This window comes from Cohnella yongneupensis, assembly GCF_042655785.1.
GTDB classification, from domain to species: domain Bacteria; phylum Bacillota; class Bacilli; order Paenibacillales; family Paenibacillaceae; genus Cohnella; species Cohnella yongneupensis.
In genome coordinates, this window is the sequence record NZ_JBHSNC010000057.1 from 497,103 (window position 1) to 514,864 (window position 17,762).

The 17,762-nt window shown below is 54.3% G+C and carries 18 protein-coding genes; all 18 read left to right on the top strand.

Going from position 1 to position 17,762, the window contains the following annotated elements; all coding sequences use genetic code 11:
* Positions 1–25 precede the first annotated feature (25 nt).
* The 18 genes from dprA (at position 26) to ACFPQ4_RS23835 (ending at position 17,750) form a co-directional block, all read left to right on the top strand.
* Positions 26–1,219, top strand: coding sequence for a DNA-processing protein DprA (gene dprA, locus ACFPQ4_RS23750; protein WP_378114404.1), 1,194 nt, complete (start codon positions 26–28; stop codon positions 1,217–1,219).
* 57 nt (positions 1,220–1,276) lie between these two features.
* Positions 1,277–3,388 (top strand): type I DNA topoisomerase, encoded by a 2,112-nt coding sequence (topA, locus tag ACFPQ4_RS23755; protein WP_378114405.1) that lies wholly within the window; start codon positions 1,277–1,279, stop codon positions 3,386–3,388.
* A gap of 24 nt (positions 3,389–3,412) precedes the next feature.
* The gene (gene trmFO / locus ACFPQ4_RS23760) at positions 3,413–4,759 is read left to right on the top strand and encodes an FADH(2)-oxidizing methylenetetrahydrofolate--tRNA-(uracil(54)-C(5))-methyltransferase TrmFO (RefSeq protein ID WP_378114406.1); all 1,347 of its coding nucleotides are present in this window, start codon (positions 3,413–3,415) and stop codon (positions 4,757–4,759) included.
* A 93-nt stretch (positions 4,760–4,852) separates the two neighbouring features.
* The gene (gene hslV, locus ACFPQ4_RS23765) at positions 4,853–5,395 is read left to right on the top strand and encodes an ATP-dependent protease subunit HslV (RefSeq protein WP_378114407.1); all 543 of its coding nucleotides are present in this window, start codon (positions 4,853–4,855) and stop codon (positions 5,393–5,395) included.
* 7 nt (positions 5,396–5,402) lie between these two features.
* A complete protein-coding gene (hslU, locus tag ACFPQ4_RS23770; protein ID WP_378114408.1) occupies positions 5,403–6,800 on the top strand; it encodes an ATP-dependent protease ATPase subunit HslU in 1,398 nt (465 codons plus the stop codon).
* Positions 6,801–6,837: 37 nt separating this feature from the next.
* Complete coding sequence (gene codY / locus ACFPQ4_RS23775; RefSeq protein ID WP_378114409.1) at positions 6,838–7,605, top strand: GTP-sensing pleiotropic transcriptional regulator CodY; 768 nt, start codon at positions 6,838–6,840, stop codon at positions 7,603–7,605.
* Positions 7,606–7,858: 253 nt separating this feature from the next.
* On the top strand, positions 7,859–8,281 hold the full coding sequence (gene flgB, locus ACFPQ4_RS23780) for a flagellar basal body rod protein FlgB (RefSeq protein ID WP_378114410.1): 423 nt from the start codon (positions 7,859–7,861) through the stop codon (positions 8,279–8,281).
* 3 nt (positions 8,282–8,284) lie between these two features.
* Positions 8,285–8,728, top strand: a complete 444-nt coding sequence (flgC, locus tag ACFPQ4_RS23785; protein ID WP_378114411.1) for a flagellar basal body rod protein FlgC — start codon at positions 8,285–8,287, stop codon at positions 8,726–8,728.
* A gap of 48 nt (positions 8,729–8,776) precedes the next feature.
* Positions 8,777–9,085 carry a flagellar hook-basal body complex protein FliE gene (gene fliE / locus ACFPQ4_RS23790; protein WP_378114412.1) on the top strand — a complete coding sequence of 103 codons (309 nt, stop codon included), beginning with the start codon at positions 8,777–8,779 and terminating at the stop codon, positions 9,083–9,085.
* A 92-nt stretch (positions 9,086–9,177) separates the two neighbouring features.
* On the top strand, positions 9,178–10,758 hold the full coding sequence (gene fliF, locus ACFPQ4_RS23795; RefSeq protein WP_378114413.1) for a flagellar basal-body MS-ring/collar protein FliF: 1,581 nt from the start codon (positions 9,178–9,180) through the stop codon (positions 10,756–10,758).
* An 11-nt stretch (positions 10,759–10,769) separates the two neighbouring features.
* On the top strand, positions 10,770–11,780 hold the full coding sequence (gene fliG / locus ACFPQ4_RS23800; protein WP_378114414.1) for a flagellar motor switch protein FliG: 1,011 nt from the start codon (positions 10,770–10,772) through the stop codon (positions 11,778–11,780).
* The gene (locus tag ACFPQ4_RS23805) at positions 11,773–12,615 is read left to right on the top strand and encodes a FliH/SctL family protein (RefSeq protein ID WP_378114415.1); all 843 of its coding nucleotides are present in this window, start codon (positions 11,773–11,775) and stop codon (positions 12,613–12,615) included. Before fliG ends, ACFPQ4_RS23805 begins: the two co-directional genes overlap by 8 nt.
* A complete protein-coding gene (gene fliI / locus ACFPQ4_RS23810) occupies positions 12,602–13,921 on the top strand; it encodes a flagellar protein export ATPase FliI (RefSeq protein ID WP_378114416.1) in 1,320 nt (439 codons plus the stop codon). The genes ACFPQ4_RS23805 and fliI overlap by 14 nt, the downstream gene beginning before the upstream one ends.
* 53 nt (positions 13,922–13,974) lie before the next feature.
* On the top strand, positions 13,975–14,421 hold the full coding sequence (gene fliJ, locus ACFPQ4_RS23815) for a flagellar export protein FliJ (protein WP_378114417.1): 447 nt from the start codon (positions 13,975–13,977) through the stop codon (positions 14,419–14,421).
* 41 nt (positions 14,422–14,462) lie between these two features.
* Complete coding sequence (locus ACFPQ4_RS23820) at positions 14,463–15,377, top strand: MotE family protein (protein ID WP_378114418.1); 915 nt, start codon at positions 14,463–14,465, stop codon at positions 15,375–15,377.
* Positions 15,378–15,436: 59 nt separating this feature from the next.
* Positions 15,437–16,879 carry a flagellar hook-length control protein FliK gene (locus ACFPQ4_RS23825; RefSeq protein WP_378114419.1) on the top strand — a complete coding sequence of 481 codons (1,443 nt, stop codon included), beginning with the start codon at positions 15,437–15,439 and terminating at the stop codon, positions 16,877–16,879.
* Positions 16,880–16,903: 24 nt separating this feature from the next.
* Positions 16,904–17,371, top strand: a complete 468-nt coding sequence (locus ACFPQ4_RS23830) for a flagellar hook capping FlgD N-terminal domain-containing protein (RefSeq protein ID WP_378114420.1) — start codon at positions 16,904–16,906, stop codon at positions 17,369–17,371.
* Positions 17,364–17,750 carry a TIGR02530 family flagellar biosynthesis protein gene (locus ACFPQ4_RS23835; protein WP_378114421.1) on the top strand — a complete coding sequence of 129 codons (387 nt, stop codon included), beginning with the start codon at positions 17,364–17,366 and terminating at the stop codon, positions 17,748–17,750. The genes ACFPQ4_RS23830 and ACFPQ4_RS23835 overlap by 8 nt, the downstream gene beginning before the upstream one ends.
* Positions 17,751–17,762 lie beyond the last annotated feature (12 nt).

The window sequence follows — 17,762 nt, forward strand, 5'->3', positions numbered from 1 at the left end:
TATTGGGAAAGGGTTGAGCGATTGCATGGGCAGCTACAAACATAGTCCGCGGATCCGTAATCGGCCGAAGCTGACGCTTGAAGACGTGCGCAAATCGCACATTACGCGGGAAGCGCTCATTGCGCTGCACGAAACGCCGGGCGTAGGAGATTTGGCGATCTGCGCGGTCGTACAGTACGGGATGAGTCATCCGCAGCGCCTATTACAGGACGCGGTATCGTTAAAAGCAGGCGATTGGCGGGAAATGGGCCTTTCCGATCGACAATGCGAATCGATCGTCGACAGTTTTAGTCCGGAGGCGCGGCAGCGTCGGGCCAGAAGATGCCGCGAAGGAGGAATCGGAATCATGACGTTTTTGGATGAACGTTATTCTCCGTTGCTGCGGGAAATCGCCGATCCTCCGTGGGTGCTCTATTATAGAGGGAATTGGGAACTGGCGCATCGCCCGGCGGTGGCGATCGTCGGAACAAGGCAGGCTACCGCTTATGGCCGCAAAGTAGCCGAAGAGCTGGCAGCAGGCTGCTCGCGGCGCATGACGGTCGTCAGCGGGCTGGCGCGCGGAATCGATACGGCGGCTCACCAAGGTGCCGTACGCGGCGCATACGGCACGATCGGGGTACTCGCGACGCCGGTCGATCAATGCTATCCGCCAGAGAATCGGCGGATCTACGAGGATATTGCCGCGAACGGCTTGCTTCTGTCGGAAACGATGCCGGACGCGTCTTTTCATCCGGGGCTGTTCCCGATGCGCAACCGCGTCATCGCCGGCCTATCTATGGGTGTAGTCGTAGTAGAAGCGGCAGGCAAAAGCGGCGCTCTCATCACGGCCGATCTCGCGATCGATTACGATCGGGACGTATTCATCGTTCCCGGACCGATCAGTTCCCCGCGCAGCAAGGGCGCGCTCGAATATTTCCGAAAGGGGGCGATACCGGTGCTTGACGAGAGCGATATATTTGGCATGTACGAGCATCGGTTGCCTCGGGATAATCGGATTTTGAACGCCTCCAAAAGTGCTCCCGCGAACGCGAACGCGTCGCCGGAGCTATCGCAGGAAGAGCAAATCTTATACGAATTGTTGCTTGACCATCCTTGTTCGGTCGACGAGCTTGCGGAGAAATCTGGCATGACGTTTGGACTTTTACAATCGGTTCTGCTATCTTTGTTAATAAAACGAAGAGTACACCAGCAACCCGGTTCCGTATATAAGGTTCTCTGACGATGCCGAGAGGCTTCGGGAGGAGAACTTGTCGACCGTAGGAGAGGAGGAATGGACGTGGCCGATTCACTCGTAATCGTAGAATCCCCGGCGAAAGCCAAGACGATCGGTAAATATCTCGGAAGTAAATTTATCGTTAAAGCGTCCATGGGCCATATTCGCGATTTACCCAAGAGCCAGATCGGGGTAGAGGTCGATAACGACTTCCAGCCGAAGTACATCACGATCCGCGGCAAAGGCAGCGTGCTTAAGGAATTAAGAGACGCCAGCAAAAAAGTGAAAAAAGTGTACCTCGCGGCTGACCCGGACCGCGAAGGAGAAGCGATCGCGTGGCATCTCGCCCATTACTTGGAGATAGACGAGAAAGACGCTTGTCGCGTCGTATTTAATGAAATTACGAAGCAAGCGGTCAAGGACGCTTTCAAGACGCCAAGACCGATCGATATGGATTTAGTCAATGCCCAGCAAGCGAGAAGGGTGCTTGACCGGCTTGTAGGTTACAAGATCAGTCCGCTGCTGTGGAAGAAGGTCAAGAAAGGGCTAAGCGCCGGACGCGTGCAATCCGTCGCCGTTAAGCTCGTTTACGATCGGGAGAACGAGATCAAGGCATTCGTGCCCGAAGAATATTGGAGCATTACGGCGCATTTGCTAAAAGGGAAGAGCGCTTTCGAAGCGAAATTCCATGCGCTGAACGGTGAGAAGAAGGAATTGAAGAGCGAAGCGGACGTGAAAGAAATCGTCGCGTTGTTAGGCGACAAGCCGTTCACGGTAGGCGAAGTAAAAGAGAAAGAACGTCTGCGCAATCCGTCGCCGCCGTTCATTACGAGCTCGATGCAGCAGGAGGCGGCGCGTAAGCTTAACTTCCGCGCATCCAAGACGATGCAAATCGCGCAGCAATTGTACGAGGGCGTCGATCTAGGCAAAGAAGGCACGGTTGGTCTCATCACTTATATGCGTACCGATTCGACGCGAATCTCGCCCGTAGCGCAAGAGGAAGCGAAGCATTACATTATCGAGCGGTACGGCGATAAGTTCATGCCGGAGACGCCGCGAGTGTACTTGAAGAAGAACGCCAACGCGCAGGACGCGCATGAAGCGATTCGCCCGACCTCCATTTTGCGCGATCCGGATTCGGTCAAAACTTTCTTGTCTCGCGACCAATTGCGACTATACAAGCTCGTCTGGGAACGTTTCGTGGCGAGCCAAATGTCTTCCGCCATTCTCGACACGATGACGGTCGACATGGCGAACGGACCGGTCACGTTCCGCGCTACCGGATCGAAGATGAAGTTCGCCGGGTTCACGAAAGTGTACGTTGAAGGCAACGACGACGGCACGACCGACGAGGATCGTCTATTGCCGGCTTTGACGACCGGAGAGAGCATAGCGACGGAACAAGTCGATCCGAAGCAGCATTTTACGCAGCCGCCGCCGCGATTCACGGAAGCACGTCTCGTTAGAACGCTTGAGGAACTGGGCATCGGACGTCCGAGCACGTACGCGCCGACGCTGGAGACGATCCAAAAGCGCTACTACGTCGCGATCGAAGAGAAGAAGTTCGTGCCGACGGAACTTGGAGAGCTCGTGATCCAATTGATGGAGGAGTTTTTCCCGGAAATTCTCGACGCCGAATTTACCGCGAACATGGAAGGCGATCTCGACCATGTCGAGGAAGGAACCCAAGATTGGGCGAGCGTCATAGGCGAGTTTTACAAGTCGTTCGAGAAAAGGCTTGCCGTCGCCGAGGAAGAGATGAAGGAAGTCGAAATCCGCGACGAGCCTTCGGACGAAATTTGCGATAAGTGCGGCAGTCCGATGGTATTCAAAATGGGACGCTTCGGCAAGTTTCTCGCCTGTTCCGGATTCCCAGAATGCCGGAATACGAAACCGATCGTCAAAGCTACCGGCGTGCATTGTCCGAAATGCGCCGAAGGCCACATCGTGGAACGCCGCAGCAAGAAGGGACGCATGTTCTACGGCTGCGATCAATATCCGGCCTGCGATTACGTGTCCTGGGATAAGCCGATCGCCAAGCCTTGCCCGGAATGCGGCGCGATGATGGTCGAGAAGCGAGTCAAAGGCGAAGCGCACAATCATTGCACCGTCTGTACCCACTCGGAGGAAGCAGTGGACGAATCTGAGAATTCATCGGAAGATATGGATTATTAAGGTTTTACGTAGGAGGTTTACGCTTTGAGTACGATTAAATCTGTGACGGTTATCGGCGCCGGACTGGCCGGCAGCGAAGCCGCTTGGCAGATCGCCAAGATGGGCGTTCCCGTCACTTTATATGAAATGCGTCCCGTGCGCCGCACCCCCGCCCATCATACGGACGGGTTCGCGGAGCTCGTGTGCAGCAATAGCCTCAGGGCGAACGGACTCACGAATGCCGTCGGCGTACTAAAGGAAGAGATGCGTAGGCTCGATTCCCTCATCCTGGCGAGCGCAGACAAACACGCCGTGCCCGCCGGCGGCGCGCTGGCGGTCGATCGAGACTTATTTTCCGGCGAAGTTACCCGTACATTAAGAGGGCATCCGCTCATTACGGTCATCAACGACGAGGTTAAGGAGCTGCCGAAAGACGGCATCGTCGTCGTCGCGACGGGACCGCTTACGTCGCCGGAGTTATCCGAAAGCATTAAGCAGTTGATGGGCGAAGAATATTTCTACTTCTTCGACGCGGCCGCGCCGATCGTCGAGAAAGAATCGATCGACATGGATAAGGTGTATCTCGCTTCGCGTTACGACAAGGGTGAGGCCGCTTACTTGAACTGCCCGATGACGGAAGCGGAGTTTGACGTGTTCTACGAGGCTCTCACGACGGCGGAAGTCGCCGAAGTGAAGGAGTTCGAGAAGGAAATGTACTTCGAAGGCTGCATGCCGATCGAAGTCATGGCCAAGCGCGGCAAGCAGACGGTGTTGTTCGGTCCGATGAAGCCGGTAGGACTAATCGATCCGCGGACCGGGAAATTGCCGCACGCGGTCATCCAGCTTCGTCAAGATAACGCGGCAGGCACGTTGTACAATCTCGTCGGTTTCCAGACGCATCTGAAATGGGGCGAGCAAAAGCGCGTGTTCTCGCTCATTCCGGGTCTCGAGAACGCCGAGTTCGTCCGATTCGGCGTCATGCACCGCAATACGTTCATCAATTCGCCTAAGCTGTTATTGCCTACTTATCAGTTCCGCGGACGCGAGTCGTTGTTCTTCGCCGGACAGATGACGGGCGTAGAAGGCTACGTAGAATCCGCGGCTTCCGGACTTATCGCGGGGATGAACGCGGCAAGGCTTGCTTTAGGAATGGAACTGCTGACGCTGCCGTCGCACACGACGCTCGGAAGCATGGCGCAATATATTACGACGGCGGATTTCAAGCATTTTCAGCCGATGAACGCGAACTTCGGACTATTCCCGCCGCTCGGTCATCGCGTAAGAAGCAAGAAAGAGAAGAACGACGCCATCGCGGCGCGGGCTTTGGAAAGCGTAGACGCGCTGAGCGCGGAAATCAAGGGCAACGAGAACGGCAACGTATCCGTCCATTGAAGCAGCGGCAGCTTCCTTCCAGAGGCCGCTGCTTTGCCGCTTTATTCGCAAGGTAAGCGCGAACGAACTGATCAATTCAAGGAGGCATCATTCATGGATATGAGCTTTCATGCAACGACGATTTGCGCGGTCCGCCATAACGGCAAAGGCGCGATCGCCGGCGACGGCCAAGTGACGTTCGGCAACAGCATGGTCATGAAGAACAGTGCGAAGAAAGTACGCAGGCTTTATCGCGGTCAAGTGCTCGCGGGCTTCGCGGGTTCCGTTGCCGACGCGATTACGTTGTTCGAGAAGTTCGAGGGCAAGCTGGAGGAGCATCACGGCAATTTGCAACGCGCCGCGGTCGAACTGGCGAAAGATTGGCGCTCCGATCGCGTGCTGCGTCGCCTGGAGGCGATGATGATCGTGGTAGACGCTACGGGAATGTTGCTGCTGTCCGGCAACGGAGAAGTCATAGAGCCGGACGACGGCATTTTGGCGATCGGTTCCGGGGGCAGCTTCGCGCTCGCGGCAGCGCGCGCGTTAGTCCGGCACGCGCCGGCGATGGGCGCGAAGGAAATCGCCCGCGCCGCGCTCGAGACCGCTTCGGAAATATGCGTGTTCACGAATGCCAACCTTGTCGTCGAAGAACTATAAGGAGGTTATGAGGATGAACGAGAAGCTTACTCCCCGTCAAATCGTGACGGAGCTTGATAAATATATCGTCGGCCAAAAACCCGCCAAGCGCTCGGTAGCCGTTGCCCTGCGTAATCGCTATCGACGCAGCCTGCTCCCCGAGGCCATGCGCGACGAAGTCGTGCCGAAAAACATTCTCATGATCGGACCTACCGGCGTCGGGAAGACGGAAATCGCGCGCAGGCTGGCTAAGCTCGTTCACGCGCCTTTCATCAAAGTCGAAGCGACGAAGTTCACGGAAGTCGGCTACGTCGGCCGCGACGTCGAATCGATGGTACGCGATTTGATCGAAACCGCTATCCGCATGGTCAAAGAAGAGCGCACCGAGAAGGTCAAGGATAAGGCGGAACAAGCGGCTAACGATCGCCTAGCTTCGCTGCTCGTGCCTGCACCGGTCAAGCAGAAGTCTCAGCGCAATCCGCTCGAGATGCTGTTCGGAGGCAGCAGTACGCCTGCCGACGAACCGGATCCCGTCGATCCGAGCTTGCTCGATAAGCGCCGCGACGTTAAGGCGAAGCTGGATGCCGGCGCGCTCGAAAAAGACATAGTCGAGCTCGACGTCGAGGATGCGTCGCCTAGTATGCTGGATATGTTCTCCGGTCCGGGACAAGAACAAATGGGGCAGAACATGCAAGAGATGCTCGGACAATTTCTTCCGAAAAAGCGGAAGAAGAGAAGACTTTCCATCCGCGAAGCGCGCAAAGTGCTCATCGTCGAAGAAGCGAATAAGCTGATCGACATGGACGACGTAATTTCCGAGTCCGTTCGCAGGGCCGAGCAGACCGGCATCATTTTCATAGACGAGATCGATAAAATCGCCAGCCAAGGGCGCGGGCAAGGACCGGACGTATCCCGGGAAGGCGTGCAACGCGATATTCTTCCGATCGTCGAAGGGTCGACGGTCATGACCAAATACGGACCTGTCAAGACGGACTATGTCCTATTTATCGCCGCCGGCGCGTTCCATGTCGCGAAGCCTTCCGACCTCATTCCGGAGCTTCAAGGCCGGTTTCCGATTCGTGTCGAGCTAAGCAGCTTGACGGATGAAGACTTCGTTCGCATTTTGACCGAGCCGCAGAACGCGTTAACGAAACAATATACGGCGTTGCTGCAGACGGAGGGCATTCAGGTCACGTTCACGGACAACGCGATCGCCGAACTCGCGAGAATGGCGCAGGAGGTCAATCGCAACACCGAGAATATCGGCGCGCGCAGACTTCACACGCTGCTCGAGAAGCTGCTTGAGGACTTGTCGTTCGAAGCGCCGGAGTTGCAGCTCGAGGAAATGACCATTACGCCCGAATATGTTCGAGAGAAGCTTGCAAGCATTGCAAGCAATCGCGATTTGAGTCAATATATTTTATAGTCGAGTTGTTTGGCAACACCTAGGAGGAAACGTACTCATGACGTTGTTGATGAAAACCCGCACGCTGAACCAGTTGCTCCAGAGGGCGGCGGGGAAGCCGCTCAGTTTCCGCGAAATGGCGGAAGGGCTGCGCGAAACGATCCAAGGCGACGTGTTCGTCGTCAGCCGACGCGGCAAAATATTAGGTTCGGCGCACTCCGCGGCTTTCCCGGAAATGTGGCTAAGGCAGGAGCAGCCCGAGGAGCTCAGGTTCCCGACTGAGACGAACGAGCGGCTGCTTCGGATCGCGGAGACGGTCGCCAACGCCGCGCCGTCTGATACGCTATCGCCGGTTGAAGCTGCATTCGCTAACGGGGTCATTACGATCGTACCCATTATAGGGGGCGCAGATCGACTCGGGACTTTAGTCCTATCCAGAGAGGGCCACTCTTTTGGAGACGACGACCTGATTTTAGCGGAATACGGTTCTACGATCATAGGCATGGAGATTTTGCGCGAGCGGGCGGAGGAACGGGAGACGGAAGCCCGGAGCAAAGCAATCGTATCGGTAGCCGTAGGTTCGCTGTCGTTCAGCGAATTGGAAGCCGTTGAGCAAATTTTTGAACAATTGGAAGGCAAGGAAGGACTGCTCGTTGCTTCTAAAATCGCAGATCGAGCGGGAATCACGAGGTCGGTTATCGTAAACGCGCTGAGGAAGCTTGAAAGCGCCGGTGTGATCGAGACAAGGTCGCTCGGAATGAAAGGGACCTATATTCGCATCATAAACATACAGTTATTACAGGAGCTACAGCAACGTAAAAACTAGATATAGGTAATAACAATGTAAACCAATAAAGCCCGATCTTCTATTTGAAGATTAGGGCTTTCTTCTTATTGTCACAAGACTGTATGTCGTAGATGATGTTCTTAGAAAATTTTAATGTCACAACATGTAGATATTTTGTTGAAAGTGTAAAACTGTTGTCGATTTTAGCAGGAATATGACGATACAGTGTGGAATAGAGTAGAGAAGTATGCAGAGTTTTGTCATGTTATCGCTCGGGAAAGAGGCGACTGGAATGGATTTATTAGGCGGGGCATCGTTTCAACGCTTGGAAAGCGCCGTTAGCGCGGCTTCCTTGCGACAACGCGTATTGGCCAACAATATCGCGAACGTGGATACGCCGTATTACAAACGGTCTGACGTGGCGTTCGAAGAGATGCTGACGCAGGCGATCGGTGAGCAAGGCGGCTCGCACGCGCTTGCCGGTAAGATGACGAACGAACGTCATATACCTATTAACGGTTCATCGGCTGCTTTTGTTCCAAAGCCGCAAGTGATTACCGAAAATTCGACATCGATCAACAATAACCAGAATAACGTGGATATCGACAAAGAAATGTCATTAATGGCGGAAAACCAACTAAGATACAATTTGTTCATCCAACAAGTCAATCACGAAGTGAAAATGATGAGAACCGGAATCGAAGGGAGAGCGTAACGGATGAAGCTCGGCGGATTTGATATTAGCGCATCGGCCTTAACGACCCAGCGGCTTCGGATGGACGTCATCTCGTCCAACATCGCGAACGCCGAGACGACCAGAGCCGGATACGTCAACGGCCAATTCGTGCCTTACCGGCGCAAAATGGTCGTCGTAGAGCCTACTCAGACGCCATTCCGCGACATGCTGAACGCTCAGCTTGACGGATCGGGGGCGCAAGGCGTCAGAGTGACGAAAATTCAAGACGATCAAACCCCGTTCAAGCAAGTATACAATCCGTCCCACCCGGACGCGGACGCGAACGGTATGGTATACATGCCTAACGTTGATATCGCGAAGGAAATGGTCGACATGATCTCGGCTTCGCGTTCCTACGAAGCGAACGTTACGGCGCTTAACGCAAGCAAGGCGATGTTCATGAAATCTCTTGAACTCGGTCGCTAAACGTAGAGAGGCGACTAGACGGACACATTGAAAGCGGGGGAAGCATTAATGATTACGAACAATCTAATTACTCCGGTAAACCTTGGGTCCATTAGCGGTATGAATCCGTTGGAACGCAAAGCGACGCCGGCGGAGGCAACCGAAAGCTTCGCTACCTTTCTGAAGCAAGCGCTTGACGGCGTAGCCGCTCAAGAGGCGAACGTACATACAGTGAACGACCAATTCATAATCGGGAAAGCGGACGTGAACGACGTGCTGATCGCATCGTCCAAAGCCGAGTTAAGCCTTGCCTTAACTTCCCAAGTGCGCAATAAGGTCGTAGAGGCCTATCAAGAAATCATGCGGATGCAATTATAATCGCAGCCATTCGACTTAGCTTTCACACAACGGGCGATTCGCTTGCTATCCGGCGCGTCGCCCCGCGTGCTAACCGCAGGTGAGGTGAAATTGTGAACGAGAAGTGGGCAAGGGTTCGAGAGAAGATGCTGGGTTTCTGGAATCAGTATAACAAGACGCAAAAGTGGGTTCTTGCCTCTACGGCGGTTCTACTGCTTTTTGTAATTATATTTTTCGTAAGTTATTTCACAAAAACAGAATATGCCGTCGCTTATTCCAATTTGGACGAGTCCGACGCAGCGGCGTTGATCCAATACTTGGACTCTAATGGCATCAGTTACAAGCTTAGCGGGGACGGGTCGAGTATTTCGGTTCCTAGCGCATCGCTCGCCAAGGTCAAAGTCGAAGCAGGCTCGCAAGGGATCATTCAGAACGGTTCCATAGGCGGTTTCGAGGATTTGAGCAAGCAGTCGTCCGGCATCGGATCGACGAAGCAGGAGTTCGACGTCAAGCTTCGCAACGCCTTGAACGGAGAAATTCAACAGCTTTTGCTTAGCAAACAAGGGGTCGCCAAAGTCAAGGCGATCGTGACGCTTCCGGAAGAGTCGATTTTCCTCAACGAATCAGACCGCGAGAAAGCGATCGCGTCCGTCGTAATGACGTTTAAGCTCGGTTATCGTCCTAAACAATCCGAGATCGACAGCTACTACAATCTCGTTAAATCGGCCGTTCCGAACTTGGATGTCGAGAACATCACGATCAGCAGCAGCACGGACGGAGATTTGACGCCATCTGCAGCGATCGGCGGTCAACCCGGCATCGGCGGAGTAGAGTTTGAGACGAACGCGGCGATTAAGACGGCGTTCGAGAACGATCTCAAACGGAACATCCAGACGTTCTTGTCTCCGATCGTCGGTATGGACAACATCGTCGTCAGCGTTGTTTCGTCGCTTAACTTTGACAAGGTCAGCACGCAGGAGAACCTGGTACAGCCGTTGCCGGATAACGATAACAAAGGCATCGAGATCAGCCATCAAGATACGTCCGAGACGTCCACGAGTTCCGACGGTCAAGCTGGCGGGGTGGCGGGTACTGGAGAAACGGATATCGCCAATTATCCGGGAGGCGCGAGCTCGGGAACGTCATCATCCGAGAAAACGTCTCAGACAATTAATTATGAAGTCAGTCGTATTATTAATAATATCGACCGCGGACCGTATAAAGTTAATGACCTTTCGATTAATGTCGGCATCGATTCCGCGGCAATGACCGACGAGAAGCGCACTCAGATTCAAGGCGCCCTCTACAACAGCGTGCGCGTATTGCTTGCCGAGTCCGGACTCGATTTGTCGGATCAAGCGCTCGCGAACCGCGTATCGATCATCTCCCAAGCTTTCGAAGGAGATCAATCCGGCGCAAGCGGCGGTGCAACCTCTTCGAGTTACTTGCTTGCCGGCCTTGGATTGCTGGCGCTCGCGTTACTTGGAGGCGGCGGATACTACGTTTACAGCCGTCGCAAGAAAGCGGCGGAAGAAGCGGCGGCGCTCGCAGCCGTACCGCGTTCGGAATTGCCGACGATCGATATCGACAACGTCGCCAACGAGAGTCAAGTACGCAAACAATTGGAAAGCCTTGCCAAGCGCAAACCGGATGAATTCGTTAACCTTCTCCGAACTTGGCTCGTGGACGAATAGAGGTGGCAGTGGTGGCGAAACCCTTTCAATTATCCGGGCGGCAAAAAGCAGCCATTCTGCTCATAACGCTTGGTCCGGACGTATCTGCGCAAGTGTTCAAGCATTTGCGTGACGACGAGATCGAGCAGCTAACGCTTGAAATCGCGAACGTCCGCAAAGTGGACAGCTCGGAGAAAGAATCGATATTAAGCGAGTTTCATCAAATCTGCGTAGCGCAAGAGTACATTTCTCAAGGCGGTATCACTTACGCCAAGGAAATTCTCGAGAAGGCGCTCGGCAACCAGAAGGCGCTGGATATTTTGAACCGCCTGACGGCGACGCTGCAGGTTCGGCCGTTCGACTTCGCCCGCAAAGCGGAGCCGTCGCAAATTCTCAACTTTATTCAGAACGAGAATTCGCAGACGATCGCGCTCGTGCTTTCGTACTTGCAACCGGATCAGTCTTCCGCGGTGCTCTCGTCGTTGCCGCAGGACAAGCAAGCGGATGTCGCGAGAAGAATCGCTCTCATGGACAGTACTTCGCCGGAAGTCATCGCCCAAGTCGAACGCGTGCTCGAGCAGAAGCTTTCCGCTACCGTCACGCAGGATTACACGAATGCGGGCGGCATAGAAGCGATCGTTCAAATTTTGAACGGCGTAGACCGCGGAACGGAACGTACGATTCTCGACTCGCTCGAGATCCAAGATCCGGAGCTGGCGGAAGAGATCAAGAAGCGGATGTTCGTATTCGAGGATATCGTCAACCTGGACAATCGCTCCATTCAACGGATCATTCGCGATATCGAGAACGCCGACTTGCAGCTCGCGCTCAAGGTGGCCAGCGAGGAAGTTCGCGAAGCGATCTTCAGAAATATGTCCAAGCGGATGTCGGAAACGTTCAAAGAAGAGATGGAATACATGGGGCCTGTGCGTTTGCGGGACGTCGAAGAAGCTCAGACGCGCATCGTGTCGACGATCCGCAAGCTAGAAGAATCAGGGGAGATCATCATCGCTCGCGGCGGAGGAGACGATATTATTGTCTAATCTGATCAAATCCTCTTATGTCGTCTCGTTAGAAGATTTAAAACGAGTGGAAATTCTCCAGAGAATCGCCGTCAATCAACAAAATACTTCGCGTTCCGACAGCGTATCCGAAGGAAATCAGAAGCTCGACGTCGAAACACAATCGTTGAAAGACCGTATTCTCGCGGATGCCGAAGAAACCGCGCAAGCGATAATCGCGAGCGCGATGGAGGAGGCGGAACGGATTCGTTCCGAAGCCATGCAACAGATCGAAGCATGGTGGCAATCCCGTAGAGAAGCGGATGATCAGCTTAGAGAAGAAAAAGCTCGCGAAGGCTTCGAGGAAGGTTATCGCGCAGGAGCGGAAGAAGCGGTGCAGGCGCTAACCGGCGAATGGGATAGCCGAATGCAGGAAGCCCAGGCTGTCGTAGGCCAGGCTTACGTCGCGAAGGAATCCGTCATCGCGGAAGCGGAGCGGTTCGCGGTCGAACTAAGCTGCTCGATCGCGGAGAAGATTCTCGGTCAAGAGCTGACCGATGCGCCGGAATTAGCCCTTAAGCTATTCGGACAAGCTCTCTCTCGAAGAAAAGAACAAGGCGTAATCGTTTTATGCGTGTCGCCGAAGCAGTTTGCGTTCGTGCAAGCCGCTAAGGATGAATTAATAGCCAGCCTGGATTCGCAGGCGGAGTTACAAATCGTTCCCGATGCATCGATCGAAGAAGGCGGATGTATCGTACGATCTGCGTTCGGCAGCATCGATGCGAGAGTGGATACGCAGCTAGAGGCGATCAAGCAGCAGTTGCTGCGCATCGCCGACCATTCCGCCGAGGAGGGTATCCGAGATGCAGCTCCTTGATGCGCATCGTTATACGGAAGCGTTAAGGCATCTCGACCCGGTGAGAGTTAACGGCAAGGTCATGCAAGTTATCGGACTTACCGTCGAGTCGGAAGGGCCGGACGCTAGTATCGGAGACGTGTGCGCCATTCATCCGATGAAGGGCGGAGCGCCGGTGCTGGCGGAAGTCGTAGGTTTCCGCAACAATCGCGTATTGCTCATGCCGCTTGGCGATCTATACTCCGTCGGCCCGGGTTGCGATGTCGTAGCGACGGGCGGTCCTTTAACCGTACAGGTGGGCTCCGAGCTTCTAGGCAAAGTGCTAGACGGTCTAGGGAAACCGCTTGACGGCTCGCGTCTACCGACGCGAATGTCGCACTACTCGACGCATAGCATTCCTAGCAATCCGCTTAAGCGCCCTAGAGTTACGGAACCGCTAGGCATTGGCGTTCGCGCGATCGACGGTCTGTTAACGGTCGGGCAAGGCCAACGCGTAGGTATTTTCGCAGGATCTGGCGTCGGTAAAAGTACTTTGCTTGGCATGGTGGCGCGCAACACTTCGGCGGACGTCAACGTAATCGCGCTAGTCGGCGAGCGTGGGCGCGAGGTGCTCGAGTTCATCGAACGGGATCTCGGTCCCGAAGGTCTGGCGCGTTCCGTAGTCATCGTAGCGACGTCCGACCAACCGGCGCTCGTGCGGATCAAGGGAGCGGTAATCGCGACGACGATCGCTGAATATTTCAGGGATCGCGGTCTCAACGTAATGCTCATGATGGACTCCGTAACGCGTTACGCGATGGCCATGCGCGAAGTCGGGTTGGCTATCGGAGAGCCTCCTGCCACGAGGGGATACACCCCGTCGGTGTTCGCGGCGCTACCGAAGCTGCTAGAGCGGGCGGGAACGGGACCGACAGGTTCCATTACGGCGTTCTATACGGTTCTCGTAGACGGAGACGATATGAACGAGCCGATTGCGGATGCGGTCAGAGGAATTCTAGACGGACATATCGTACTAAATCGGAATTTGGCGAACAAAGGTCATTTTCCGGCAATCGACGTTCTGTCCAGCGTAAGCCGCGTCATGAAGGATATCGTCGGCAAAGACCAGCAAGGCGCCGCGGAACAGCTTAAAAAATTGTTGTCGGTATACCGCGAAGCCGAGGATTTAATTAATATCGGCGCCTATCAGAAGGGTACCAACCCGGATATCGATAAAGCGATCCAGTACATCGATATGATCCATACATACACCCAGCAACGAACGGACGAGAAGATCACGTTAGAAGAAGCGCAGCAGAGACTTATTATCGATTTCTTCAAACGATAATCAGCTCTACCGGCTTCGAATCCGATGAACGCGGGAGATGACCCTAACCGATCATGCGATTCAATTACCCGTTGCAAAAAATCGTCGATTTAAAAGGCAGCGAGAAGTCGATGGCCGAATGGGAATACGCCGTCGCGCTTGGGAAGCTGAAGCAAGAAGAGGAAAAGATGGCGGATTTGATCGCCGAACGTTCCGAAGTGGAGCGAACGCTCGAGCAGACGACGGCAAAGCCGACGCCGCTTGCCCGGATTACCGAGCTTCAGAGTTACATAGACGTGCTAGACGAGCGAATAAGGCATCAAAGCGAAGACGTTCGGTACGCAACCCATGAAGTGCAGGCCCGGCAAAGCATGCTTACCGACAAGATGGTCGATGAGAAAGTATGGTTGAACGCTAGAGACCGGGCGCACGAACGCTTTAAGTTCGAATGGCTTAGCCGTGAACAGAACGAGCTTGACGAGATCGCGATCGTTCGCGCCGCGGCAGCGATGCGCGCGTAGACGATCGAAAACTTAAATTCGAATGACAAGGAGGGAGAAACGTGGCGAGCGCAAACGTAGAGAAGGAAGGTTACAGCGGCTTCGAGCGCTTTCTCTTCTTCATTACCCCGATTTTGTTCACCGCAGTGCTGCTAGGCGTGTTGCTTCTTATGTTCAATAAGGATTGGCGCAATGCGGCGCTTGAAGTCGGCAATAAAATTCCGATCGTGAAATCCATCGTTCCGGACCCTTCGGCAGACGCGCCAACAACGCCCGCCAACACGGACGAGGAATTGACGGTTAGCAACGCCAAGGATAAGATTGCCGAGCTTAACGCATTGCTCACGGATCGCGATAACGCGCTTAAACAAGCGACCGACCAAGCGGGTCAAGACGCGAAGAAGATCGAAGGCATGCAAGCAGAACTTGATCTATTGAAGAAGGAAAGCACAGACCGCACGATTACGGCCGAAGCTTACGACGCGAAGATTAAATCGCTGGCGGATATGTACGCGAAGATGTCGCCAAGCAAGGCGGGGCCGATTCTCGAGAACATGACCATCGACGAGGCCGCTCTCGTGCTCGGCTCGATGACGACAGAAGAACGCGGCAAAGTGCTCGAACGCATGACGCCCAAAAAAGCAGCGGATGTAACGATGAAGCTGAAAGACACCGACACCGTGAACGATCGCGAGATCGCCGCGCTGCAAGCGCGCATCAGCGAGCTCGAAGTTGGAACTGGTTCAGACGCGACGATGCTGGACACGGCGGAGCTGAACCGTACGTTTTCGGCGATGGCTCCGGATAAAGCCGCAGCAATGTTGCTTCAAATGGCGGGAACGAGCCAAAGCAAGGCGCTTCGTATTCTAGGGGCACTGGACAATGCGTCGCGATCTTCGATTTTGGCGGCGATGACGGACGCGGATAAGAAAACGACCGTTGCGCTAGTCAGCAAGTTGATGCCTGCCAATCCATAAGCCATTCACTCCGCAACGCAAGAGCATTGCTCAATGCTATTGAAAGGAGGTGAACACAAATGATGAACATGTCGATATCATCGGCACCTAAAGCAGTAGCGGCTACGGCAACATCATCCTCGGCCGGGGCTTCGAATGGAGCTGCGGGCGGTAATGGTTTTGCGAATGCGCTAGTTGGCGCTATGAACGGGACAGGCGACGTGAACTCGCTCGGTAACGCTTTGACGCCTCTAAGTCTACTCGGGTTGTTCGGTCAACTCGGAACGCAAACGGAAGGGCAACCGGACGATTTGATGCAAATGTTAGCGAGCCTTGTAGAGCAGCTTCAACAACTCGAACAGGGGGATAACCTCTCCGATGATGCGAGTAACTCGCTTGCGGCCTTGTTGGCAGCATTCCAGGGACTCATGCAGCAGATGGGAATCGTTCAACCGACGAACGTTGAACCGGTTGAAACGAACTCGGGGGACGTAGCGGATACGACGCTTAGCTTAGGCGCTCAGCCAAGTCAAGCCGTAGTAACCTCGTTAAAACAGACGTTACAGCAATTAACGGCGGCGCTCGAACAACTCGATAACCTCGCTGAGCAATCGCCGACGGTTTCCGGAGAGCTCAAAACATTGCTTAACGCATTGAACGATCAGCTTCAAACGGCGACGAATGGTCCTTCCGTAGGTCAGACCGATAGCGGTAAAGAAGATGTGCAAGCGTCTGCAACCGCAACCGGTGGAACGAAGTCGGAAATCATTGGAGATGCCGAGTCGAAAGACGCGGTGACCCAGTCCATGACGGCGACGGTCGATACGAAGCGCGCCGCACAAGCCCTTCGCGATCCCGTATGGAAGTTCCATGTGGTTTCAGGCAACGGAGAGAACGTATCCGCGGATAGTCTTGACGCTAACGTCGCACCGGTATTAGCCGGAGAAGAGGCATCGGAGACGGGAAGCCAGCCTGCATGGACGCTGCAACAGCAAGACCTTAAAGCTGCGGCAGATACGGCCCAAGCGAAGGCGGCATTGCCTGCTCAAGTACCTGTGCAGCAATTCGCGCAGCAGATGGATAAGTACTTCGTGAAGCAGTTTTTGCTAACGCAAGGGAACGGCACATCGGAAGCGAGGCTGACGTTGACGCCAGAACATCTCGGTCAAGTCGATATTCGGATCATCATGCACAACGGCCAAGTTACCGCGCAATTTATGACCGATAACGTGATGGCTCGCGATTTAATCGAGAATCAAATGGCACAGCTAAGATCATCGCTTAGTGCGCAAGGCTTGCAAGTCGATCGCCTGGAAGTCGTACAGCAGCCTTCCAACTCCGGCGGAGCGTCGTTCCTTAACCAGGATCAGCGCCAGAATAGCTTCGGCGGCAATGGAAACGGTACGAACAATCGTAATAAAGGCGGTACGTACGATGAACCGATCGATTTCGAAGACGAGCTTGAACGGACTTCGACCTTGCGGGAAATCGCTTACGGCAGCTCCCTGAATGTCACGGCATAACGCTGGTAGAAGGAGGTGAAGCCTGTGGCAGACAGTGTATTGGGAACGAACAACGTTTGGCCGAACTACGCGACGAATAACGTTCAGACCGCGGCCAGAACGCCGACGAAAGAGCTCGGCAAAGATCAGTTTTTACAAATTCTCGTTACGCAACTGCGCAACCAGGATCCGATGCAGCCTCTGCAAGACAAGGAATTCATCGCTCAGATGGCTCAGTTTTCTTCCCTAGAGCAGATGATGAACATGTCCAAGGAAGTTAGCTCGCTTAGACAATCTGCCGGCATGGTCTCGGGATTGATCGGCAAAGCCGTCACTTGGGTAGATACATTATCGGACGGAACCATTCAAAACCGCGGCGGAGTCGTCGATTCGATCGTATGGCGCGACGGGTTGCAGTACGCGACGGTTCAAGATTCGGAAGTTCCGATCGATCAAATTTTGTCCATATCCGAACCAAGCGCAAGCAAATCGGAGGTGGATGCAAGTGAGTGACCGGATAGTCGCCCATCAATTTACGACAGGACGAACCGGACCGCTTCAAGGCACCCGCACCCTAAACCTGAATCAAACTGAAGCAAGCGGCGGCGTTTCGTTCCAGCAATTGCTCGATCGTCAGCAACTTAAGTTCAGCTATCACGCGCAGCAACGGCTACAACAAAGAGGGATCGAGTTAAAACCGGATCAATTAAGCCGAATCGCAAGCGCAGTAGATCAAGCGGCCGCCAAAGGCGCGAAAGATTCGCTAGTCCTCTTCAGGGACATCGCGATGATCGTGAACGTACCTAATCGAACGGTCGTGACCGCGATGGACGGCAACTCGATGCAAGAGCATGTGTTCACGCAGATCGATAGCGCGGTTGTCGTTAGCTAATTTGCAAGCAGG

Bases quoted from the DNA above. Each gene is read 5' to 3' on its own strand.
- dprA (WP_378114404.1), top strand. From the start codon at position 26: ATGGGCAGCTACAAACATAGTCCGCGGATCCGTAATCGGCCGAAGCTG.
- hslV (WP_378114407.1), top strand. From the start codon at position 4,853: ATGGATATGAGCTTTCATGCAACGACGATTTGCGCGGTCCGCCATAAC.
- hslU (WP_378114408.1), top strand. From the start codon at position 5,403: ATGAGGATGAACGAGAAGCTTACTCCCCGTCAAATCGTGACGGAGCTT.
- codY (WP_378114409.1), top strand. From the start codon at position 6,838: ATGACGTTGTTGATGAAAACCCGCACGCTGAACCAGTTGCTCCAGAGG.
- flgB (WP_378114410.1), top strand. From the start codon at position 7,859: ATGGATTTATTAGGCGGGGCATCGTTTCAACGCTTGGAAAGCGCCGTT.
- flgC (WP_378114411.1), top strand. From the start codon at position 8,285: ATGAAGCTCGGCGGATTTGATATTAGCGCATCGGCCTTAACGACCCAG.
- fliE (WP_378114412.1), top strand. From the start codon at position 8,777: ATGATTACGAACAATCTAATTACTCCGGTAAACCTTGGGTCCATTAGC.
- fliI (WP_378114416.1), top strand. From the start codon at position 12,602: ATGCAGCTCCTTGATGCGCATCGTTATACGGAAGCGTTAAGGCATCTC.
- fliJ (WP_378114417.1), top strand. From the start codon at position 13,975: ATGCGATTCAATTACCCGTTGCAAAAAATCGTCGATTTAAAAGGCAGC.
- ACFPQ4_RS23825 (WP_378114419.1), top strand. From the start codon at position 15,437: ATGATGAACATGTCGATATCATCGGCACCTAAAGCAGTAGCGGCTACG.